This is a genomic window from Pseudomonas sp. BB438, from assembly GCF_057180225.1.
This window is the reverse complement of the sequence record NZ_CM170001.1, coordinates 5,682,509-5,703,236: the sequence shown is the minus strand read 5'-3', so window position 1 is coordinate 5,703,236 and position 20,728 is coordinate 5,682,509. Positions and strand designations below refer to the sequence as shown.

At 66.7% G+C, this 20,728-nt stretch carries 22 protein-coding genes and 1 pseudogene; 11 read left to right on the top strand and 12 right to left on the bottom strand.

Going from position 1 to position 20,728, the window contains the following annotated elements; translation table 11 throughout:
- Positions 1-71 precede the first annotated feature (71 nt).
- Positions 72-488: an anti-virulence regulator CigR family protein gene (locus tag AC1ZV1_RS26340; RefSeq protein WP_484294317.1), complete on the bottom strand. Its 417-nt coding sequence runs from the start codon at positions 486-488 to the stop codon at positions 72-74.
- A 178-nt stretch (positions 489-666) separates the two neighbouring features.
- On the opposite strand from AC1ZV1_RS26340, the gene AC1ZV1_RS26335 reads away from it, so the two are divergent.
- Positions 667-1,104 carry a hypothetical protein gene (locus tag AC1ZV1_RS26335; protein WP_484294316.1) on the top strand — a complete coding sequence of 146 codons (438 nt, stop codon included), beginning with the start codon at positions 667-669 and terminating at the stop codon, positions 1,102-1,104.
- A 30-nt stretch (positions 1,105-1,134) separates the two neighbouring features.
- Here the strand turns inward: AC1ZV1_RS26335 and AC1ZV1_RS26330 are convergent, their stop codons facing one another.
- From AC1ZV1_RS26330 to AC1ZV1_RS26290, 9 genes and pseudogenes are all read right to left on the bottom strand, one after another.
- Positions 1,135-1,818, bottom strand: coding sequence for a M15 family metallopeptidase (locus AC1ZV1_RS26330; protein WP_484294315.1), 684 nt, complete (start codon positions 1,816-1,818; stop codon positions 1,135-1,137).
- The gene (locus AC1ZV1_RS26325; RefSeq protein ID WP_484297645.1) at positions 1,815-2,297 is read right to left on the bottom strand and encodes a glycine cleavage system protein H; all 483 of its coding nucleotides are present in this window, start codon (positions 2,295-2,297) and stop codon (positions 1,815-1,817) included. Before AC1ZV1_RS26325 ends, AC1ZV1_RS26330 begins: the two co-directional genes overlap by 4 nt.
- Positions 2,273-2,647 (bottom strand): DsrE family protein, encoded by a 375-nt coding sequence (locus AC1ZV1_RS26320; RefSeq protein WP_484294314.1) that lies wholly within the window; start codon positions 2,645-2,647, stop codon positions 2,273-2,275. The genes AC1ZV1_RS26325 and AC1ZV1_RS26320 overlap by 25 nt, the downstream gene beginning before the upstream one ends.
- Positions 2,634-3,127: pseudogene (locus AC1ZV1_RS26315) on the bottom strand (N-acetyltransferase family protein). The gene AC1ZV1_RS26320 and the pseudogene AC1ZV1_RS26315 overlap by 14 nt, the downstream one beginning before the upstream one ends.
- A gap of 14 nt (positions 3,128-3,141) precedes the next feature.
- On the bottom strand, positions 3,142-3,702 hold the full coding sequence (locus AC1ZV1_RS26310) for a DUF4136 domain-containing protein (protein ID WP_484294313.1): 561 nt from the start codon (positions 3,700-3,702) through the stop codon (positions 3,142-3,144).
- A 122-nt stretch (positions 3,703-3,824) separates the two neighbouring features.
- Positions 3,825-4,421, bottom strand: a complete 597-nt coding sequence (locus AC1ZV1_RS26305; protein ID WP_484294312.1) for a DUF4136 domain-containing protein — start codon at positions 4,419-4,421, stop codon at positions 3,825-3,827.
- 53 nt (positions 4,422-4,474) lie between these two features.
- Positions 4,475-5,245 carry a methyltransferase domain-containing protein gene (locus AC1ZV1_RS26300; RefSeq protein ID WP_484294311.1) on the bottom strand — a complete coding sequence of 257 codons (771 nt, stop codon included), beginning with the start codon at positions 5,243-5,245 and terminating at the stop codon, positions 4,475-4,477.
- Positions 5,242-5,559: a nucleotide pyrophosphohydrolase gene (locus AC1ZV1_RS26295; RefSeq protein WP_024766201.1), complete on the bottom strand. Its 318-nt coding sequence runs from the start codon at positions 5,557-5,559 to the stop codon at positions 5,242-5,244. The genes AC1ZV1_RS26300 and AC1ZV1_RS26295 overlap by 4 nt, the downstream gene beginning before the upstream one ends.
- Positions 5,560-5,605: 46 nt before the next feature.
- Complete coding sequence (locus AC1ZV1_RS26290; protein ID WP_484294310.1) at positions 5,606-6,463, bottom strand: MaoC family dehydratase; 858 nt, start codon at positions 6,461-6,463, stop codon at positions 5,606-5,608.
- A gap of 205 nt (positions 6,464-6,668) precedes the next feature.
- Here AC1ZV1_RS26290 and AC1ZV1_RS26285 point away from each other — a divergent pair, with 205 nt between their 5' ends.
- Together AC1ZV1_RS26285 and AC1ZV1_RS26280 are read left to right on the top strand one after the other, a co-directional pair.
- Positions 6,669-7,676 (top strand): AraC family transcriptional regulator, encoded by a 1,008-nt coding sequence (locus AC1ZV1_RS26285; RefSeq protein ID WP_484294309.1) that lies wholly within the window; start codon positions 6,669-6,671, stop codon positions 7,674-7,676.
- A gap of 64 nt (positions 7,677-7,740) precedes the next feature.
- Positions 7,741-8,145, top strand: coding sequence for an EF-hand domain-containing protein (locus AC1ZV1_RS26280; RefSeq protein ID WP_484294308.1), 405 nt, complete (start codon positions 7,741-7,743; stop codon positions 8,143-8,145).
- A gap of 613 nt (positions 8,146-8,758) precedes the next feature.
- Here AC1ZV1_RS26280 and AC1ZV1_RS26275 read toward each other — a convergent pair.
- Entirely contained in the window at positions 8,759-10,114 is a 1,356-nt protein-coding gene (locus AC1ZV1_RS26275) for a 3-oxoacyl-ACP reductase (protein WP_484294307.1), read from the bottom strand.
- Between the two features lie 167 nt (positions 10,115-10,281).
- On the opposite strand from AC1ZV1_RS26275, the gene AC1ZV1_RS26270 reads away from it, so the two are divergent.
- A complete protein-coding gene (locus tag AC1ZV1_RS26270; RefSeq protein ID WP_484294306.1) occupies positions 10,282-11,559 on the top strand; it encodes an acetyl-CoA C-acetyltransferase in 1,278 nt (425 codons plus the stop codon).
- A 243-nt stretch (positions 11,560-11,802) separates the two neighbouring features.
- Here AC1ZV1_RS26270 and AC1ZV1_RS26265 read toward each other — a convergent pair whose 3' ends face one another.
- Positions 11,803-12,249 carry an Lrp/AsnC family transcriptional regulator gene (locus AC1ZV1_RS26265; protein WP_484294305.1) on the bottom strand — a complete coding sequence of 149 codons (447 nt, stop codon included), beginning with the start codon at positions 12,247-12,249 and terminating at the stop codon, positions 11,803-11,805.
- 166 nt (positions 12,250-12,415) lie between these two features.
- Here AC1ZV1_RS26265 and yedA point away from each other — a divergent pair, with 166 nt between their 5' ends.
- From yedA to AC1ZV1_RS26230, 7 genes are all read left to right on the top strand, one after another.
- Entirely contained in the window at positions 12,416-13,303 is an 888-nt protein-coding gene (gene yedA, locus AC1ZV1_RS26260) for a drug/metabolite exporter YedA (RefSeq protein ID WP_484297644.1), read from the top strand.
- Positions 13,304-13,462: 159 nt separating this feature from the next.
- Positions 13,463-14,365, top strand: coding sequence for an acyl-CoA dehydrogenase family protein (locus AC1ZV1_RS26255; protein WP_484294304.1), 903 nt, complete (start codon positions 13,463-13,465; stop codon positions 14,363-14,365).
- A gap of 218 nt (positions 14,366-14,583) precedes the next feature.
- Positions 14,584-15,603, top strand: coding sequence for a taurine ABC transporter substrate-binding protein (gene tauA / locus AC1ZV1_RS26250; protein ID WP_484294303.1), 1,020 nt, complete (start codon positions 14,584-14,586; stop codon positions 15,601-15,603).
- A 94-nt stretch (positions 15,604-15,697) separates the two neighbouring features.
- Positions 15,698-16,489 (top strand): taurine ABC transporter ATP-binding protein, encoded by a 792-nt coding sequence (locus tag AC1ZV1_RS26245; protein ID WP_484294302.1) that lies wholly within the window; start codon positions 15,698-15,700, stop codon positions 16,487-16,489.
- Positions 16,479-17,297, top strand: coding sequence for an ABC transporter permease subunit (locus AC1ZV1_RS26240; protein ID WP_484294301.1), 819 nt, complete (start codon positions 16,479-16,481; stop codon positions 17,295-17,297). The genes AC1ZV1_RS26245 and AC1ZV1_RS26240 overlap by 11 nt, the downstream gene beginning before the upstream one ends.
- 219 nt (positions 17,298-17,516) lie before the next feature.
- The gene (gene tauD, locus AC1ZV1_RS26235) at positions 17,517-18,353 is read left to right on the top strand and encodes a taurine dioxygenase (protein WP_484294300.1); all 837 of its coding nucleotides are present in this window, start codon (positions 17,517-17,519) and stop codon (positions 18,351-18,353) included.
- A gap of 283 nt (positions 18,354-18,636) precedes the next feature.
- Complete coding sequence (locus tag AC1ZV1_RS26230; RefSeq protein WP_484294298.1) at positions 18,637-20,676, top strand: OPT family oligopeptide transporter; 2,040 nt, start codon at positions 18,637-18,639, stop codon at positions 20,674-20,676.
- Positions 20,677-20,728 lie beyond the last annotated feature (52 nt).

Sequence of the window (20,728 nt, the reverse complement as noted above, 5' to 3'; positions counted from 1 at the left end):
GCCGGAGTTCCGGGTGATCCTGCAGGGGGGCCGTGGGGGCGGGTATGGCCCGCTCCTGCAGGTCGGTCCTGTCAATCCAGTACGTTCTGCAGTACTTCGTAGATGACGCCGGTGGCGATGGTCACCAGCAGCAGGTCGGTGCCGGCTTGCTGCCACTCATAACCGTCGTAGTGGGGAAGTCGGCCCGTCAGGCGGCCGTCGAGCTTCTTGGCGATGCCTGGTGGCAGCGGCTTGCCGCGGGCGAGGTTTTTCCGGATGCCCGGCGGTAGCGCGGCGCCGGGGCTCCAGTAGCTGCGGTTGTCGTTGAGGATAATCTGAACGCCGCCGATGTCGATGCTCGGGCCGCCTTGCCAGTTGTTGCCCTGATTGCCGTGCTGGCCGCCCTTGTCGTGTCCTTTGCTCTTGCCCGGATCGGCCATCAGGAAGGGGCTGCTGCCCAGCACGGTGAAGCCGACGACTACCGCCAGCAGGGTATTGAATCTGGACATATCCGGGTTGCCTCCTCATTAAGCGTCCTGTAGTGCTCAGCGTAGTCCTTAGGGCGGGTGCGCGGCAGCGGCTCAATGGGTACCCGCGTGCGGGTATTTCGTCGGCAGCCCGCGAACAGCGGGCCCTGCCGCAGGGTCATAGGAATATCCTAAGCCCGCCCATGGAGGCGATGACACGATGAAAAAGTCCCTGGTTGTTGCAGTAGCCTGTGCATTCGCGCTCGGCATGACAGCCTTGCTGCCTGCCGACCTCTCGCCGATCGGCTCGGTCTATGCCAAAGGTGACGGCGGTGGTCATGGGGGTGGCAATGGCGGTGGAAACGGCGGCGGCAATGGCAACGGTAGTGGCGGTGGTAATGGCGCGAGCAGCGGGAGCGCTGGCGGCAACCATGGCAGCAACGGCAATGGCGCAAACGATGGCGGCGAGCATGCTGGCAAGGCCACCCGTGATCATGGCCTGAGTGGCAACCACTACGGCACCGAGAAGAATGACAGCAAGGGTCACGGCCAGGCGACCTCCGCCGTGGCGCACTCCAAGGATACCCACGGCAAGGCGAAGGCGACGGCGATCTCCTCGACCAGGCCTGCGCACAAGAACGCCCAGCAGGACAACTGATCCACTACGGCCAGGGACGGCCGCTGTCCTTCATTGCACCGGAAAGTCGAAGTAGGTCGTCGGGTAAGGCTCAGCCTTCAGGGTGTAGTGCCACCACTCGGCGCTGTACGGTTCGAAGCCATGCCGCAACATGGCCTGGCGCAGGGTTTCGCGGTTGCGTGTCTGCTGCACGCTGATCAAGGCGGTGCCGTGATGGGAGATGGGTCCGAAGAAGTCGAACGGGCTGCCCATGTCCAGCTCTTCCCCGGATTTCGAGTCCACCAGCGTGAGGTCGACGGTGCTGCCGCGCGAGTGCCCGGAGTGCTTGGCGATGTAGCCGTCGCGGAAGAGTGCGGGCTTGTCCAGCTGCGGGTAGTAGCGGGCCTTCTGCCGGACATCCTGCGGGTCGGCGGCCCAGCGGCGAAAGTCATTCACCGCACGCTGTGGGCGATAGCCATCGAAGATCTTCAGTGCCAGGCCGCTCAGTGCCACGTCTTTTTCCACTGCAGCCAAGGTGGTGGCAGCCTCGCGGGTGAGGATGATTCGCGCCTTCCGGTAGCCGTCGATGGGCCTGCCGACGAAGTTGTCGACGCCGGCGTAGCGCACGTCATAGCGCGCCGATTTCAGCACCTGGTCGAGGTAGACGAAGCCGTCCTGCGTCGGTTGGTCGGCATGTGCGGATGCGCTGGCAAGCAGGCAGAGCAGGAGTGCGAGGCACCTGCTCGGGTGGTTCACGGGCGCAGTGCCTGGACCCCGTCGTCATCGGGGTCGAAATCGTCCAGCTGCATGCGCCGGGCGAAGGCGTCCAGCGCGGCGTCGCCGTGCAGGAAGCGGCCACGGGCCGCGGACCAGTCGTCCGGCTTCAGGCGCACCATCCAGCCTTCGCCATAGCAGTCCAGGTTGATCAGCCCGGGGCGGCGTACCACGGCTTCGTTGCTGGCGAGGAGGGTGCCGTCCAGCGGGCTTCGCGCCGAGGAGGCGGCCTTGGCGAATTCCACCACGCCGAAGCTGCGGTCGCAGTCGATGTGCCAGCCATCGCGCTTGGGCGTGAAGGCGAAGATCTGCCCGTAGACCGCGCAACCGTAAGCGGTGAGGCCAAGGGTGATGGCGCCGCTGGCTTCCTCGCGGAGCCAGAGGTTGTACTCGGGGGCGTAGAGCAACTCGTCGGGGAACTCCAGGCCGTGCAGCTTCACAGCGTCAGCACCCGGTCGTATTCGAGGATCATGCGCGCCAGCTCGCCACCGCTGGCGATCTCGTCGACCTCCTCTATCAGCCGGCTTTCATCGATGGCCACGCCCGGTGCGCGGCACATCAGCAGGCGTGCGCCGGCTTCCTTGGCCTGCTGGATGAAGTGGCTGACGGGCTCGCCATCGTCGGCGGCGTAGAGCGTGTCGGCGATGTCCTGGAAGGCCAGGCGCGTGCCCTCGCCGCTGAGGAACAGGGTGACCTTCGCATCCATGCATGCCAGCAGTGTGGCGGTGTAGAAGGGCGCGGCGCAGCGTGCCGGGGTACTCGGGCCGCTGCTGACGATGATCAGCACACGCTGGGGCTCAGGCGTGGACAAGGGCTTTCTCCAGTTGGACCAGGGCGACGCGACGGCCCTGCGGATCGACGCGCTCGACGATGCCCTGCGGCGCGTAGCCCAGCCGTGCGTAAAGCAGCAGGCCAGCGGCGTTGGCGTTGAAGCAGGACACTTCATGACCTGCGCCTTGTACTGGTCCCGGGCGAGACTCTCCATGACCGAGATCAGGTATTGCGCCACCCCATGCTGCCGTGCCCAGGGCGCGACCATCATGTTGCCCAGCGCGCAGAACTCGTTGGGCTGCCACTGATAGAAGTTGGCGAAGCCGGCGACGCGGCCATCGAGCAGCGCCACTGTGCTGCCGCGCCGTTCGGCCATGGCGGCGGCCAGTTGGCCGATGCTCAGCGGCCAGCTGGCCTTGGGGTAACAGTAGAAGAGTTCGTCAGCGTCCCGGGGGAAGCTCACCACCTCGCCGAGGTCGTCGGCGAGGGCGGGGCGATGGTGCAGGGCAGGTGGGTTCACGCGTTCATCCGATGTCAGTGCGGCGGGTACTGGGCGATGATCTTCTGCACCGTCTCGCGGATCGCCGCTTCACGTTCGGCGGGCGTCGGCGGGCTGCTGCGCATGATCTGTTCGCCGCTGCCACGCCAGACCAGCTTGCCGTCCTTGCCATCGAACATGTCGACCTGGATGGTCGCGACCTTGTAGGTTACGGTGCGGCTCTCGGCCATGGGCGGCGGGCCCCAGTAGCCACCCCAGTAACCGCCCCAGTAACCGCCGGTGTAGGTGGTGACCTGGTCCTGGCGCTGGTCGACGATCAGGTAGGCGCGCAGCTTCACGTCGCCGGGATTGCCACCCTGCGCCTGGCGCAGGCCGCGTCGGTCGAACTCGCCGGCCACCGCGTCGCTGATGCGCTGTTCAGTAAGGTCGCTCTTGATGCGCGGGTCATCCGGGCGGTACTCGAAGGCCGGCTGTGCCCAGCTCCAGGTCATGTAGCGGGCGAAGTCGCGGGTGGTGTCGTAGTCGCGGCTGACGCTGGTGGTTTCACAGGCGGCCAGGCCAAGCATCAGGCCCAAGAGCAGCAAACGGCGGATCATGGTCGGGTTACTCCTGACAGAGCTTTCATCCAAGCGCAGAGTCCGCGCAAAGGCAAGCGGCAGAAGGGCCGCACAAGGTCGCAGGAGATGTCGAGGCGGCAATATTTCCGGCCAGCCGACGATCAACCCGGCGGGTAGCCGTCCATGGCCTTGCGCGCGGCCTCGCGCAGCGCACGTGCCTGGTCGTTCTGGTTGCTACCGTCTTCGTACTCGGCGCTGCCGCTCCAGATTTGCTGGTGGCTATGGGCGTCGAACAGGGCGATACGCACCACGCTGACGGTGACCACGTAGGTACGGGTGACAGGGTAGGAAGCGCCGTAGCCGCCGTACCACGGATCGTTCCAGCGACCATAGCCGCCGTAGTAACCGCCATTGTAGTAGTCGGTGGTCTGACGGGTGCGCTGCTCGCTGGAGAGGTGGGCGCTGACGGTCAGGTCCGCCGGGGCCGTCGCGCGCGCCGGACGCAGGCCGCGCTGGTCGAGCGCTTCGCTGACGGCGTCCTGCAGTGGGCCACCGAAACCGGTGCCGTCCACCCAACTCCACGAGCGATAGCGCCCGTAATCCAGCGGCGTGGCCGGATAGCTGCCGGGATCGAGGCCCGGGCTGGCCGCCGATGCGGGGGCAGGGGGCATCGGCAGTGAGGCAGCGGTGTAGGGGTTCTGGCTCTGGCACGCAGCCAGGGCGGCGGACAGTGGCAGGATCAACAGGTAACGCGGCATGACGGACTCCCGCACGCTCACTTCAATTGGCGTGCGCTGGCAAGACTATGCACCTAATCCTGTGGTCGGCACAGCCAGTGCAGGTAACGACCCAGCCCGGCGAAGGCGGGATGTCGACGGTATTGCAGTTCCATCTCTACCAGGTCGAGCGGCTCGGCCTTGTGCTGGAACTCTACCGGCATGTAGTCATGGAACACTCGCACGCCGCTGCGTGCCTCGATGTTCCAGTGCCCGGCCATGGCGGCTTCGAGCACGCGCGGGTCGAGCGGTTCCTGTGGCGTCAGGCTCTGCCCTTCGCCGGAGAAGCGGTTCTTGCGCAGTTTGCGGAAATGACCCTTGAGCAGGTTGCGGTAGATCAGCGCATCGCGGTTGTAGAAGGCCAGGGACAGCCAGCCGTCGGCGCGGGTCAGCTGGTGCAGCACAGGCAGGATCGCCAGCGGCTCGGCCAGCCATTCCAGCACGGCGTGGCAGATCACCAGGTCATAAGGCTCGTCGAGCTGTCCGAGCAGGTCCTGCCAGGGCGCCTCGATGAAGGTGGCGTGCAGGCCGGCTTCCTCGAAGCGCTGGCGTGCGCCGTCGAGCATCGGCGCGGCGGGTTCGGCAAGGGTGACGTCATGACCACGCCCGGCCAGCCACAGCGACATGTGGCCCAGGCCGGCGCCGATATCCAGTACGCGCAGCCGGCGGTCGGGGAGGGCTTCGGCGAGGTCGGCCTGGAGCACGGCGAGGCGGATCGCGCCCTTGGCGCCGCCGTAGATCTTCTCGGCAAAGCGCGTGGCCAGTTCGTCGAAATGACGGTCGCCGGTCTTCGGGGAATCGCTCACTTGGCGCCCCCCTCGATGAAGCGACGTTCGCTGTCGGCCAGCTTGGCGAGCACCGCCTGGTTCATGTCGATGCCCAGCTCCGCGCACATCAGCAGCAGGTAGAGGACGATGTCACCGACTTCCTGCCCGGCGTGTGCGAGCTTTTCCGGTGGCAGCTGGCGCGATTCGTCCTCGCGCAGCCACTGGAAGATTTCCACCAGCTCGGCCATTTCCACGCTGGCGGCCATGGCCAGGTTCTTCGGGCTGTGGAAGCGACTCCAGTCGTTGTGGTCGCGGATGGCGTGCAGGCGCGCGGTGATGGCTTCGAGGTTCATGCAGATGGGGCTCCAACGTCAGCCCCATAGCTTCAAGCCTGGCGCCTCAAACGTCCAGTGGACTCCAGTGGCCGGCCATGTGTGGCAGGCCATCCTTGCCGCGCAGGCTGAATTGTCCGGAAGGCGCCGGCTCGCTGGCCAGCAGGTTGACCTGCGACGGCAGCAGCACCGGCTTCTGGAAGCGCACCTCGACCCGGTAGCCGGCCTTCGGCAGGTGCTCGCCCAGCGCGGCCAGGCTGCGCGCCTTGTTCCACAGGCCATGGGCGATGGCGCGGGGGAAGCCGAACAGCTTGGCGCTGGCCGCGGAAAGGTGGATCGGGTTGTAGTCGCCGGCCACCCGGGCGTAGCGCCGGCCGATGTCCGCCGGGCAGTTCCAGACGTCGATCTGCTCCAGCGGCAGCTCGGCCACTTCCTCGCGCGCCGGCGGCGTGCCGTCCAGGCGCATGCCGCGGAACAGGATGCGACTGTCACCCTCCCAGAGCAGCCCGAGTTGGTCGTGCAGCTGGGTGATGATGCTGAAGGTCACGCCCTTTTCGTGGGGCTGGAGGTCGTCCACCCGCACGCTGACGTTGAACGGTCCCAGGCCGCCGAGCGGGCGCAACACGCTGATACGGTTTTCCAGGTGCACCAGGCCCAGCAGCGGGAAGGGGAAGCGTGCGTCGGTCAGCAGGCCCATCTGCAGGCCGAACGCGAGGATGTGCGGGTAAGTGGGCGGAAGCAGGTGGTTGTCGGCGAAGCCGCAGACCTTGCGATAGCGCTCCAGATGCTTCGGGTCGACCGTCACCGGGCAGCGCAGGCCGCGTGTCGGCAGGCTGCGGCCACGCACACCGCGGCGCACGGCGGCGCGGGCAAACAGGCCGGTAAGGGCGGGTGGGGCGGACAGGTCAAGCCAATCGCGGGGCATCGGGTATCTCCTGAGGGGCATTCATTCAGCTTAGCCGCCGATCAGACGCGGGCATTGGCCGTGGCAACGCGGCGCGCGGCAGGCAAGTCAATGTGACCGTCCGATTGCTCGGATATTTCCCCCAGGTTGATTCCTGATTCTCTTGAGAGGCAATAGGAAAGCTGCCTAAGATGGGCCCGCCTCATGGATAACTAGAAAAAACACCATGCGTGATCTGACCGACGATGTGGCGCTGATGCGCCCGGTGATCGACGCCCTGCGCGCCAGCGGAACCGACCCCGACCGCGTGCTGGCTCGCGTTGGCCTGCCTGCCGGCAGCCTGCCTGCCGGGCGATTCCCCCACAGCGCACAGAACCTGTTCTGGAAGGCTGCCGCGCAAGAGTGCGGCGAAGAGCACGTCGGGCTCTACCTGGCCGGCCATCTGCCTGCATTCCACGGCCTGCTGCTGGAATACCTGTTCCTCTCCAGTGCGACTTTCGGCGAGGGCCTGCGCCACGCCCTGCGTTACGTGCGCCTGCTCTCCGACACCCTCAACGCGCGCCTGGAAGTGGAAGGCGACAAGGCCGTATTGCTGCTCGGCCATACCGCCGGGACCAACCGGCATTTCCCCGAGATGCTCGCTGGCGCGGTGGTGCGTCTGTTCCATGCCCTTACCGAGGGCGACTTCAAGCCCCGCGAAGTGCAGCTGATGCACGAGGTAGGCGCGCCCGCCGAGCGTTACCGCGAGGTCTACGGCTGTCCTGCAGTGCTGGGCGCTGATCGCTATGCCCTGGTATTCGACGCTGAGGTGCTGGAAAAACCCTCGCGCCATGCCGCGCCGGAACTGCTGCGCATGCATGAGTCCCTGGCGCGCCGGCAACTGGCGGAAGTGGAGCGGCTGGACCTGGTGCGCAAGGTGCGCGAGCTGATCGGCGTATTGCTGGTGGATGGTGGCGCGACACTGGAGCAGGTTGCCGCCCGACTCGACATGCCGGCCCGCCGCCTGCGCGAACGCCTGGCCATGGCCGGGGTGCGCTTCAACGACCTGGTCACCGACTACCGCTGCCGCCTGGCCAAGGAACTGCTGCTCAAGACCGACGAGCGCATCGAGGTGATCGTCGAGCGCACCGGCTTCTCCGAGCCGAGCACCTTCTACCGCGCCTTCAAGCGCTGGGTCGGCGAGACCCCGGTGGAGTTTCGCCGGCGTGGCCGCCCTCAGCCGCCGGCGGAGTGATCGAACCGTTTCGAGCCCACCTCTGGATAGGCTTTGCCGGTCAATTGCCGCCAAGGTGCGCCCGATGCAAAGCCGAATCCGCCAGACCCTGCTGTTGTCCACCGTCCTGCTGCTGAGCCTTCAGCACGCCGTGGCGGGGGAGATGGGCGAGACGGCGTTCTCCCGCCTGGACCGCGATGGCAGCGGCTTTATCGAAGCCGATGACCTGTCCGCCATGCGCGTACGCATGTTCCACCGCCTGGATCGCAACCAGGATGGTCTGCTCACCCGCGAAGAAGTGACCCCGCCCAACCCCAGCGTGCACGTTTCCCCCACCGCCATCGCCTGGCCGGACCAGGATGGCGACGGCAAGGTCAGCCAGGCGGAGTTCATGACCCAGGAGCCCGCGTTGATCGTGCGGGCGGACCGCGATGGCGATCACCGGGTGAGTGCGGAGGAGTTTCGTGAGCTGGTGGCGGCGCGGGGGTAGTTCATAGCCCTTGGCCAATGGCCGGCCTGCGGCCGGTTTGCGGACATCGTCAGGCGCGCTGCTCACCGCTCGCGCCGGATCGTAGGGCGCATAACGCGCCAGCGTTATCCGCCGCGAGGCAATCGGCGGATAACCCGTTCCGGGTTTTGCGCCCTACGACTGCGCCCGCTAACCCTCTCCCCCGCCCTCTCCCTGAAGGGAGAGGGAGCCGTTCGGCGTTTGCGGCTAGCACGGAAGTTTTCCTGACACTGCACAGTCCTCTCTCCCTTCGGAGCGGAGCGCGCAGCCAGGGTTAGGGAGAGGGGAATCTGAGGCACGGTCTGTCAGAGAAAGACCGTTGCTACTACAGGGGTAACGCCATCAGATCCCCAGATCGTAGGGCGCATAACGCGCCAGCGTTATCTGGCGCGAGGCAATCGGCGCCGGGTTATCCACCCTACGACGCTGGCTGCTCTCCGCTCCGAAGGGGGAGGGGGCCGTTCGGCGTTTTCGGCTAGCACGGAAGTTCGCCTGACACTGCACAAGTCCCCTCTCCCTTCAGGGAGAGGGTTAGGGAGAGGGCGCGCCCAGGTAGGGACTCTCAGAGAGACAGCTTCCCTACCGAGAAACGCGATCACGCCCCCAGCAAACTCTGTCCACAAACCCGCAGCACCTGCCCGCTCACCGCGCCCGAACCCGGCTGGGCGAACCAGGCCACGGTTTCGGCGACGTCCTGCGGCAGGCCGCCCTGGCCCATGGAGTTCATGCGCCGGCCGGCCTCGCGGATGGTCAGCGGGATGGCGGCGGTCATCTGGGTCTCGATGAAGCCCGGTGCCACCGCGTTGATGCTGATGCCCTTCTTGCCCAGTGCCGGCGCCCAGGCCTGCGCCAGGCCGATCAGGCCGGCCTTGCTCACCGCATAGTTGGTCTGGCCCATGTTGCCGGCGATGCCGCTGATGGACGCGAGCAGCACCACGCGGCCGTCATCGTGCAGCTTGCCGGCGTCCAGCAGTGCCTGGGTCAGCACCTGCGGGGCCCTGAGGTTCACGTCGATCACCGAGTTCCAGAAGGCTTCGCTCATCTTGGCGACGGTCTTGTCGCGGGTGATGCCGGCATTGTGCACCACGATGTCGACGCCGTCCGGCAGGGCTGCCACCAGTTGCGCACCGGCATCGGCGGCGCAGATGTCCAGCGCCACGCCACGGCCGCCCAGGCGCGCCGCGAGGGCGTCGAGGGACTCCTTGGCCGGCGGCACGTCCAGCAGCACCACCTCGGCACCGTCACGGGCGAGGGTCTCGGCAATGGCTGCACCGATGCCACGGGCGGCGCCGGTCACCAGCGCGCGCTTGCCCACCAGCGGACGGCTCCAGTCTTGCACCTGCTTGTCATAGGCGGATAGGCGCACCACCTGCCCGGACACATAGGCGCTCTTGGGCGAAAGGAAGAAGCGCAGCGCGCCTTCGAGCTGGTCCTCGGCGCCCTTGCCGACATACACCAGCTGCACGTTGCCGCCGCGGCGGATTTCCTTGCCCAGCGAGCGGCTGAAGCCTTCCAGGCTACGCTGCACGCTGGCGGCGATCGGGTCCTTCACCGATTCCGGCGCGCGGCCGAGGATCACCACGTGCGGGCATTTGTCCAGGCCCTTGAGGGCGCCCTGGAAGAACGTACGCAACTCGAGGGTCTGCTCGAAACGGTTCAGGCCGCTGGCATCGAAGACGATCGCCTTGAGCTTCGGCCCGTGCTCGGCGGTCCAGCGCGGCAGCCCGTACTGGCCTTCGTTGAAGGAGAACACGGCATCGGTCAGGCGCTCGGCGAACGGCAGCACCGCCTCGTTCAGGTTGCCTTCACCACCGAGCAGCAGCGCACCGTCCACCGGCCGCGTGCGCCCGGCGCTCCAGCGCTCCAGGCGAACCGGCGCGGGCAGGCCGAGGGCTCCGACCAGGCGGCGGCCGACATTGGAGTTGGCGAAGGCGATGTAGCGATCGGTCATGGAACGGGCTCCTGCACAGGTTCTCAAAGTGCTGACCACTCTACGCAGCGGCGGGTTCGACGCAATTGACCGCGCTGACCTGCGCAACGGCGGGGCGGCCAATGCGACACAAGCGGCTAAGGTTAGCCTTGACCGCACTTTATCGCTCATCTAACCAGGAGCTCTGCATGACCCAATTGCGCCGGGTCGCCATCGTCGGCGGCAACCGTATTCCCTTCGCCCGCTCCAACACCGTGTATGCCACGGCGAGCAACCAGGAGATGCTGACCTCCGCGCTGGACGGGCTGATCGAGCGCTACAAGCTGCACGGCGAGCGCCTGGGCGAGGTGGTCGCCGGCGCTGTGCTCAAGCATTCGCGCGATTTCAACCTGACCCGCGAGTGCGTGCTGGGCACGCGCCTGGCGCCGGAAACCCCGGCCCACGACATCCAGCAGGCCTGCGGTACCGGCCTGGAAGCGGCAATCCTGGTGGCCAACAAGATCGCCCTCGGGCAGATTGACTGCGGCATCGCCGGTGGCGTGGACACCACCTCCGACGCGCCCATCGGTGTCAACGAAGGGCTGCGCAAGATTTTGCTGGAGGCCAACCGCGGCAAGTCCAACGGCGAGAAGATCAGGAGCCTGCTGAAGATCCGCCCGCGCCACCTGATGCCGCACATCCCGAAGAACGGCGAGCCGCGTACCGGGCTGTCGATGGGCGAACACTGCGAGCTGATGGCGCAGACCTGGGCCATCCCGCGCGACGAGCAGGACAAGCTCGCCTTCGAGAGCCACCACAAGCTGGCGGCCGCGTACGACGAGGGCTGGCAGAACGACCTGATGACGCCGTTCCGCGGCCTGGTGCGCGACCAGAACCTGCGCCCGGACATCAACCTGGAGAAGATCGGCACGCTCAAGCCGGTGTTCGAGCGCGGCTCGCGCGGCACGCTGACGGCAGCCAATTCAACGCCTCTGACCGACGGTGCCTCGGTGGTGCTGCTGGCCAGCGAGGAGTGGGCGAAGGCGCGCGGCCTGCCGATCCTGGCCTACTTCAAGGACGGCGAAGCGGCGGCAGTGGACTTCGTCGGCGGTCACGAGGGGCTGCTGATGGCGCCGGTCTACGCCGTGCCGCGCCTGCTGGCACGCAATGGACTGACCCTGCAGGACTTCGATTTCTACGAAATCCACGAAGCCTTTGCGGCCCAGGTGCTGTGCACCCTCAAGGCATGGGAAGACGCGGAGTACTGCAAGACCCGCCTGGGCCTCGACGCGCCGCTGGGCTCCATCGACCGCAGCAAGCTGAACGTCAAGGGCAGCTCGCTGGCCGCCGGTCACCCGTTTGCCGCCACCGGTGGGCGCATCGTCGCCAACCTGGCCAAGCTGCTGGACGCTGCTGGCAAGGGACGTGGATTGATCTCGGTGTGTGCGGCAGGTGGTCAGGGTGTGACCGCGATCATCGAACGATAATCCAATACACCGGGACCGATGTTTTCGGTTCCACGATGTAGCAACTCCGTGACTTCAGGCGGCACCGCGCGAGCGGCGCCGCCTTTTTTTTCTGCATGACGAACAACTGTTTGTAGGATGGCGTGGAGCGAAGCGATACCCATCGAAGGCAGTCAGGAGTTGCTGATGGGTATCGCAAGCTCCACCCATCCTACGAGAGCGTTGCACCAGCGACGCACCGCAATTTCCTTCTAGATGTGCGCTTCAACCACCCTGCAACATTCCCGGATGCACGCGCCGCGAGAAGGGCGTGGAGAGCACCAGAGAGGTCTTGCTGGTGCCGAACTGGGCGAGTCGGTCGATCAGCTCCTCCAGCTCCTGGGTGCAACTGACTGCCACCTTGAGCATCACGCAGGCCTCGCCGGTGATGCGGTAGCAATCGATGATCTGCGGGATCTCCAGCAGCGGGTCGAGCATGCTCTTGCTGCGGTGGTCGTTCAGGCGCATCTCGATCAGGCACTGGATCGACCGCCCCATCTTCGACAGGTCTACGCTGGCGTGGTAGCCGGTGATCACCCCATCGGCTTCCAGGCGCGCCACGCGGTCGGCGACGGCCGGCGGCGACAGGTTGATCCGCCGGGCCAGTTCGGCAAAGGACATGCGGCCGTCCTCCAGCAGTGCGGCGAGCAGGGCGCGGTCGTATTTGTCCATGGTCTTGCTCCGATTTTGAATCGACGGAATGTGACGAGAAAATCCATCGAATGAAAAGTGTTATGCCCGTAATGGCGTTGTCTGTGCCTTATCCGGGGCGGGCGACCTGCATAAAATGAAGCGCTCTGCCTGCCTTGTCGAGCCCCCGTCCATGACCACGATGCCCATGCCCAGAGCCCGCGTCTCACTGACCCTGATTGCTGCCTTCTTCGCTCTCTACTTCATCTGGGGATCGACCTACCTGGTGATCCGCATCGGTGTCGAGTCCTGGCCGCCGATGCTGATGGCCGGCTGCCGCTTCGTCATCGCCGGGACCATCCTGTTCGTCTGGATGCTGTCGCGCGGAGCGCCGATGCCGACGCTCAAGCAATGGCTGTCGGCGGGCGCCATCGGCATCCTCCTGCTCAGCTGCGGCAACGGCGGGGTGACGGTGGCCGAGCACTGGGGCGTGGCCTCGGGCGTGGCGGCGCTGGCGGTGGCGACCGTGCCGCTGTTCACCCTGGTGTTCGGGCGCTTCTTCGGCAACCGCACCAACGCACTGGAATGGGCCGGTATCGCCCTGGGGCTGTTCGGCATCGTGCTGCTCAACCTCGGCTCGAACCTGCAGGGCAGCCCGGCGGGCGCGGCTCTGATCCTCTTCGCTGCGGCGGCCTGGGCCTTCGGCTCGGTGTGGAGCCGGCGCCTGGACCTGCCCGGCGGCGCCATGGCCAGCGCGGTAGAGATGCTGGTGGGCGGCGGCGTGCTGCTGCTGGGCAGCGTCCTCGGCGGTGAGCGCATGGAGCAGATGCCGACTGCCGCCGGCTGGGGCGCCCTGGCCTACCTGGTGGTGTTCGGTTCGATCATCGCCTTCAGTGCCTACATGTATCTGCTGGCCAACGTGCGTCCGGCAGCTGCCACCAGCTACGCCTACGTGAATCCTGCGGTGGCGGTGATGCTTGGCGTGGTATTCGCTGGCGAGCACATCGGCCTCGCGGAGTCCCTGGCGATGGCGGTGATCATCAGCGCTGTGGTGCTGATCGGCCTGCCGCAGTGGCGACGCAAGGAAGCCGTCTGACTCGCGGCATGAGCTAAGCCCGAAAGGTTATTTCGCGCGCTCCGCGCGATTCGCTAGGGTATGAAACGGCCTCCATTCGGGGGCCGTTCTTCTTTCCTTTCAGTACACCCGCGCGCCATACGCCCAGGCCACTGATCCAGCCTTCGATCCGAGGTGTGCATGAGCCTGGTGGTGCCGCTTTCCTCTCTTTCCCAGCTGCCTCCCATCCAGCGCTGGAGCGACGCCCTGCGCGTGTCCAGCCTGCTCACCCTGTCGGTGCCGCGTGAGTACGGCGGCCGCGGCGCGGGCTGGGACGAGGTGCTGCAGACCCTGCGCGATCTCTCCGAACGTGACGGCACCCTGGCGCGCCTGTTCGCGCTGCATCACCTGCAACTCGCCAGTGTGCTGCTGCTGGGGAGCGCCGAGCAGCGCGAGCGCCTGCTGCCGCTCAGTGTCGAGCGGGAATGGCTATGGGGCGAGGCGGTGGATCACCAGGAGCACCGGCTGCTGGCGCGTGAGCACCGGCGCGGTGGTTTTCTCCTGCAGGGCGGGCGCCACGATTGCTTCGGTGCCGAGGCGGTGGACTGGTTGCTGATTTCCGCGCGCCACGCACAGAGCGAGGGGTTGCTGATCGCTGTGCTGCCGGCGGATCGCAACGGCCTGGACCGTTTCGAGCCCAATGGTGGCGGCCTGCTGCGCTGCCACGAAGTGCGCCTGCACCCCGAAGACATCCTGCTGCCGCCCGGCCTTCCCTGGACGCCTCGTGCTCAATTGCGCGGCAGCCTTTCTGCGCTGCTGCAGGCGAACATTGCCCTGGGCCTTGCCGTGCAGGCCTTCGAGCGCCTGCCGGCGCGGGCGGCAGCAGGGGAGCTGCAGCGTCTGCTGGCACTGGGGCTGCGGCTCTCCGACCAGTCGGCGGTAGCCTTCGAGTCCGCGCTGGCGGCGGGCAATGCGCTGAGTTTCAGTCGCAGCGCCGCGCTGGCCACGCTGGTGGCGGAAACCTCGGCAGTGGCGCAGCAGGCCGTGCAGGTTGGCTTGCGCCAGGAAGGGACGCGCGCCCGTGTGTTCGCCGGAGCGATCTGAGGCGCCGTACCACGGGGCCTGTAGCCGAATCGAGACAAGCGCTGGCGCTCATAAGTTAAGAACTAAAAAGTATTTATTCGAAGTTTTTTATATCGGTAATCTAGCTCTACCGGACCACCGGACCCGATTTCAACACCAGGTTTATCCCCACCGAATCCCGTCCCGTGGTCCGTCCCCTCTGTGAGGCCGGCACCGCCGTTACCTTCAGAGGAAACACCATGAACACACCTCGTTTCGTACGCCGTGCCGTGGCCGGCGTCGCTGTTGCGGCTGCCCTGTCCTTCCAGAGCGCTGCGTTCGCCGACATCGTCCTGGGCTACCAGACCGGCATTGATCCGACCAAGGTTCCGCAGGCCGATGGCACCTACGAGAAGGTCATCGGCGAGAAGCTCGACTGGCGTCGCTTCAACAGCGGCCCGGAAGTTGTCGCCGCCATCGCCTCGGGGGACGTGCAGCTCGGCAACCTCGGCTCCAGCCCGCTGGCCGCCGCCACCTCCCGCGGTCTGCCGATCGTGGCCTTCATCGTCTCCGCTCAGATCAATGCCGCCGAGGCCCTGGTGGTGCGTAACGGCAGCAAGATCGACAAGCCCGAGGACCTGATCGGCAAGACCATCGCCACGCCCTTCGTGTCCACCTCGCACTACAGCCTGCTGGGCGCGCTCAAGCACTGGAAGATCGACCCGGCCAAGGTGAAGATCGTCAACCTCAATCCCACCGAGATCGCCGCCGCCTGGCGCCGTGGCGACATCGATGGCGCCTTCGTCTGGTCGCCTGCGCTGGGCGAGATCAAGAAGTCCGGCAAGGTGCTGACCGATGCTGCTGAAGTCGGCCAGTGGGGCGCGCCGACCTTCGAGGTCTGGGTGGCCCGCAAGGACTTCGCCGAGAAACACCCGGACGTCATCGCCAAGTTCGCCCGCGTGAGCCTGGACTCCTTCGCCGATTACAACGCCCACAAGGCGCAGTGGACCGCCGATTCCGAGCAGGTGAAGAAGATCGCCAAGCTGACCGGCGCCGATCCCAAGGATGTGCCCGAGCTGCTGGCTGGCTCCGCCTTCCCCGAATCTCAGGCGCAGCTGTCGTCAGCCCTGCTGGGTGGCGGCACCGCCAAGGACATCGCCGGCACCGCCGCCTTCCTGAAAGAACAGAAGCGCGTGCCTTCGGTGCTCAAGGACTACTCGCCCTACGTCAGCGCCGAGTACGTGCGCCAGGCGGAGAGCGTGCAGGTCGGGCAGCGCTGAGTCCCGGCTGCTCCGTAGGATGGGTATCGCAGGCTCCACCCATCCTACGGCTGGCACCGATCCGCATTTCTTCTCACCCTACGGAGGGCAGAACATGAGCCGTCTGACGGCCGAGGTGGTCAGCCTCACTTTCCAGCAGCGCGGACGCGAGCGCGTCGTGCTGCAGGACCTCACTCTCAGTCTGGCCAAGGGCGAATCCCTGGTGGTGCTCGGCCCGTCGGGTTGTGGCAAATCCAGCCTGCTCAACGTGCTGGCGGGCTTCCAGGCGCCGGACAGCGGCCGCGTGCAGATCGATGGCCGTACCCTCAGCGGTCCCGGCGGCGAGCGCGGCGTCGTGTTCCAGGACGACGCGCTGATGCCCTGGCTGAGCGCGCTGGACAACGTCGCGCTGGGCCTGCGCATCCGCGGTATCGGGGCTGCCGAGCGCCATGCCCGCGCCCATGAAGTCCTCAAGCTGGTTGGCCTGGGCGAGCATGCGGACTACCGCATTTCGCAGCTTTCCGGTGGCCAGCGACAGCGCCTGGGCCTGGCCCGCGCGCTGGCGGTGGAGCCGGACTTCCTGCTGCTCGACGAACCCTTTGGCGCCCTCGATGCGCTGACCCGCGAGCGCATGCAAGTCCTGACCCTCGACCTGTGGCGCAAGACCGGCAAGGGCCTGTTCCTGATTACCCACAGCGTCGATGAAGCGCTGTTCCTCGCCACCGACCTGGTGGTGATGGACGGCCCGCCGGCGCGCATCGTCAAGCGCCTGCCGCTTGACTTCGCCCGCCGCTACGCCGCCGGCGAGCCGGTACGCTCGATCAAGTCCGACCCGGAATTCGCGCGCCTGCGCCAACTCCTTCTCGATGAGTTTTTGGAAGAACCGGAGGCCGAGCATGCCCACTGATACCCTCGCCGCCAAACTCCCGAGCGCCGTACCGAATGCCCGCAGCATGCCGCGCGATTACCGCCGCTGGGCGGCCGCCGGCAGCGTCGGCTCGATCTTCGTGCTCTGGTGGCTGGCCACGCACCTGGGCTGGGTCGACACCCTGTTCCTGCCTGCGCCGGAGCAACTGGTGGAAGCCTTCCAGCGCCTGCTCGCCGAGGGCTACGTCGATGCGTCGCTGTGGCAGCACGTCGGCACCAGCCTGCTCCGCGTGCTGCTGGCGCTGGGCGCGGCCGTGCTGACGGCCATTCCTCTGGGCATCCTCATGGGCCTCAACCCGCTGGTGGGCGCGGCCTTCGACCCGCTGGTGGAGTTCTACCGCCCGGTACCGCCGCTGGCCTACCTGCCGCTGATCGTCATCTGGTTCGGCATTGGCGAGCTGTCCAAGGTGCTGCTGATCTACCTCGCGCTGTTCGCACCGCTGCTGATCGCCACCGCTGCCGGCGTGCGCCGCGTGGACAAGTCGCGTATCCAGGCCGTGCGCTGCCTGGGCGCCAGCCGCTTGCAGGTGGTGCGCCACGTGATCCTGCCCAGCGCACTGCCGGACGTGCTGACCGGCCTGCGCATCGCCCTGGGCGTGGGCTGGTCGACCCTGGTCGCCGCCGAGCTGATCGCCGCCAACCGAGGCCTGGGCTTCATGGTGCAGTCCGCCGCGCAGTTCCTCGCCACCGACGTGGTGGTGCTGGGGATCCTGCTGATCGCCGCCATCGCGCTGAGCTTCGAGCTGGGGCTGCGCTGGCTGCAGAAGCGCTTCGCTTCCTGGGAGTAATGCAACCGAGAGCCAAAGGCCCCTCTCCCTAACCCTCTCCCGCAAGCGGGAGAGGTGACTGTCCTGAGTGGCTTCGATACCTCTGCCTCATGGATGAGTCTGCGCGGCAGAAGGGGTTGACTGCCCTTTCCGAATACACCGAACAAGCCCCCTCTCCCTTCAGGGAGAGGGTTGGGGAGAGGGCGCCTTTCCCCGTGAACCTCACGAGAGAACACGAACATGACCACCCTGAGCATCGAACCCATCAGCCCGGCCCTCGGCGCCGTCGTGTCCGGCGTGCGCCTGGCCGACCCGCTGGATGACACGGCACAGCGCCAGATCGAGCAGGCCCTGCTCGATCACCAGGTGCTGTTCTTCCGCGACCAGCCACTGACGCCGGGCCAGCAGGCCAACTTCGCCGCGCGCTTCGGCGACCTGCACATCCACCCGATCTACCCCAGCTCGCCCGAACAACGTGAAGTCATCGTCCTCGACACCGCCGTCACCGACGTGCGCGACAACGCCATCTGGCACACCGACGTGACCTTCCTCGAGACACCGGCGCTGGGCGCCGTGCTGGCCGCCAAGCAGCTGCCGCCTTACGGCGGCGACACCCTGTGGGCCAGTGGCATCGCGGCGTTCGAGGCACTGTCGAAACCGTTGCAGCGCTTGCTCGACGGCCTCACCGCAACCCACGACATCAGCAAGTCCTTCCCCCAGGAGCGCTTCGGTGCCACTGACGCGGACCTGGCGCGGCTGGAGGAAGCGCGCAAGAAGAACCCGCCGCGCAGCCATCCGGTGATTCGCACGCACCCGGTCACCGGGCGCAAGGCGCTGTTCGTCAGCGACGGATTCACCACCCGCATCAACGAGCTGGAGCCGGCGGAAAGCCGCGCCATCCTCGACCTGCTGTTCGCCCATTTTGCCCGCCCGGAGTTCACGGTGCGCTGGCGCTGGAAGGAGAACGACGTGGCCTTCTGGGATAACCGTGTGACCCAGCATTACGCGGTGGACGACTACCGTCCGCAGCGCCGGGTGATGCACCGCGCGACCATCCTCGGCGACAAGCCGTTCTGAGGACTCCGCCCTACAGGCCCGAGGAAGGGTGTGTGGGAGCGAGCTTGCTCGCGAACCGCATAACGCCGATTTCATGGGTGAGCGCGTTCGCGAGCAAGAGCTAGGCGCCCCCTCGTTCCTACAGGGATGCCGGGCGCCGGGTTCGGCTCGAAATATCCCGCCATCCCCGTGACTTGCGGCAACAAAGCCGCACCGCAGACCGCATTCGTCGCCATTCTGGGTCGCGGTGGATGGCTCACTGTCCTACGCTTTGGCAGTTTCGCTTCATAAAGAGATTGCCTCCATGCAAGAACGGATTCCCGACGAGTCCAACCTCGCCGAGCTGACGGTTCGCGGCCTGATCCTCGGCGCGCTGATCACCGTGGTGTTCACCGCTTCCAACGTCTATCTCGGCCTCAAGGTCGGCCTGACCTTCGCCTCGTCGATTCCCGCGGCGGTCATTTCCATGGCCGTGCTGCGCTACTTCTCCGGCTCCAACATCCTCGAGAACAACATGGTGCAGACCCAGGCCTCGGCGGCCGGCACCCTGTCCTCGATCATCTTCATCCTGCCCGGCCTGCTGATGATCGGTTACTGGAGCGGTTTCCCGTTCTGGCAGACCGCCGCCATCTGCTCCATCGGCGGCATCCTCGGCGTGCTCTACACCATCCCGCTGCGCCGGGTGATGGTGGTGCAGAGCAATCTGCCGTACCCCGAAGGCGTGGCCGCGGCGGAAATCCTCCGCGTCGGTAGCCAGGATGAGGCAGAGGAAAAGGCCGGCAAGCCGGCGAAAGCGGGCGCTCCGGGCCTGCGTGACATCCTCGCCGGTGGCGTGGTCGCCGCCGCGTTCAGCCTGCTCAGCAGCGGCTTCAAGGTGCTCGCCGAGGGCTTCAGCTTCTGGATCACGGCCGGGCAGGCAGCGTTTCGCCTGTCCACCGGCTTCTCCCTGGCGCTGGTGGGCGCGGGCTACCTGATGGGCATCACCGCCGGCATCGCCATCCTGATCGGCGTGGTCATCGCCTGGGGCGTGGCCGTGCCGTTACTCTCGGTGAACAGCGTGCTGGCCGCCGGACAGAGCCTGCCGGAGCTGGCCACCAAGCTGTGGAGCACCCAGGTGCGCTTTCTCGGCGCCGGCACCATCGGCATTGCCGCCCTGTGGACCCTGGCGACCCTGTTCAAACCCATGGTCCAGGGCGTCTGGTCATCGCTGAGCGCCGTGCGCGGGCGTGGGGAAGTGAGCGACCTGCGCACCGAGCAGGACCTGTCGGCGAAGTGGATCGTCGCCATTGCTGGTGTCCTGCTGGTGGCGCTGTTCGTGGTGTTTTCCTACTTCCTCGGCGAGGCGGCGCCGGACCTGCACGGCGTCGGCTTCTGGGGCCTGGTGGCGGTCTGCGTGATCTTCGCCTTCTTTTTCGGCTTCCTGATCGCCGCGGCCTGCGGCTACATGGCTGGCCTGGTCGGCTCCTCGAGCAGCCCGATCTCCGGCATCGGCATCATCGCGGTGATCCTGGTCTCGCTGCTGATCCTCGGCGTCGGCTCGCTGGAAGCCGGCTTCCTCGATCAGCAGGGCGGCAAGCTGGCCATCGCCCTGGCGCTGTTCACCACCTCGGTGGTGATCGCCATCGCGGCGATTTCCAATGACAACCTGCAGGACCTGAAGACCGGTTACCTGGTCGGCGCGACTCCGTGGCGCCAGCAGGTGGCTCTGATCGTCGGCTGCCTGGTGGGCGCCCTGGTGATCCCGCCGGTGCTGGAACTGCTGTTCAACGCCTACGGCTTCACCGGTGCGCTGCCCCGCGAGGGCATGGACCCGAACGCCGCGCTGGCCGCGCCGCAGGCGACGCTGATGACGGCGATTGCCAGCGGGATTTTCCACAACGCGCTGAACTGGAACATGATCCTGATCGGCGTCGCGCTGGGTATCGCGCTGATCCTGGTCGACGTGCTGCTGCGCCGTACCGGCAAGGCCAGCCTGCCGGTACTCGCCGTGGGCCTGGGCATCTACCTGCCGCCGACCATCGGCATGACCCTGGTGGTCGGCGCGGTGATCGGCTGGCTGCTGGAAACCGCCCTGGCCAAGCGCGCGCTGGCGGCCGGCAAGGACGTGGAGACGTTCTCCGACGAGCCCAAGCGCCGCGGCGTGCTGCTAGCCTCCGGCCTGATCGTCGGGGAGAGCCTGATGGGCATTCTGCTCGCCGCGATCATCGGCGCCACGGGGTCTGCCTCGCCCCTGGCCCTGGTCGGCGGGAGTTTCGAGGAGACCGCGCAGTGGCTGGGCCTGGTGGTCTTCGTGGCGATCTGCGTGCTGTTCTACCGCAAGGTGCTGGGCGGCACCCGCGGCTGATCCTCCGCAGTGATGTGAAAAAGGCGCCTGCAGGCGCCTTTTTCGTCGGTTC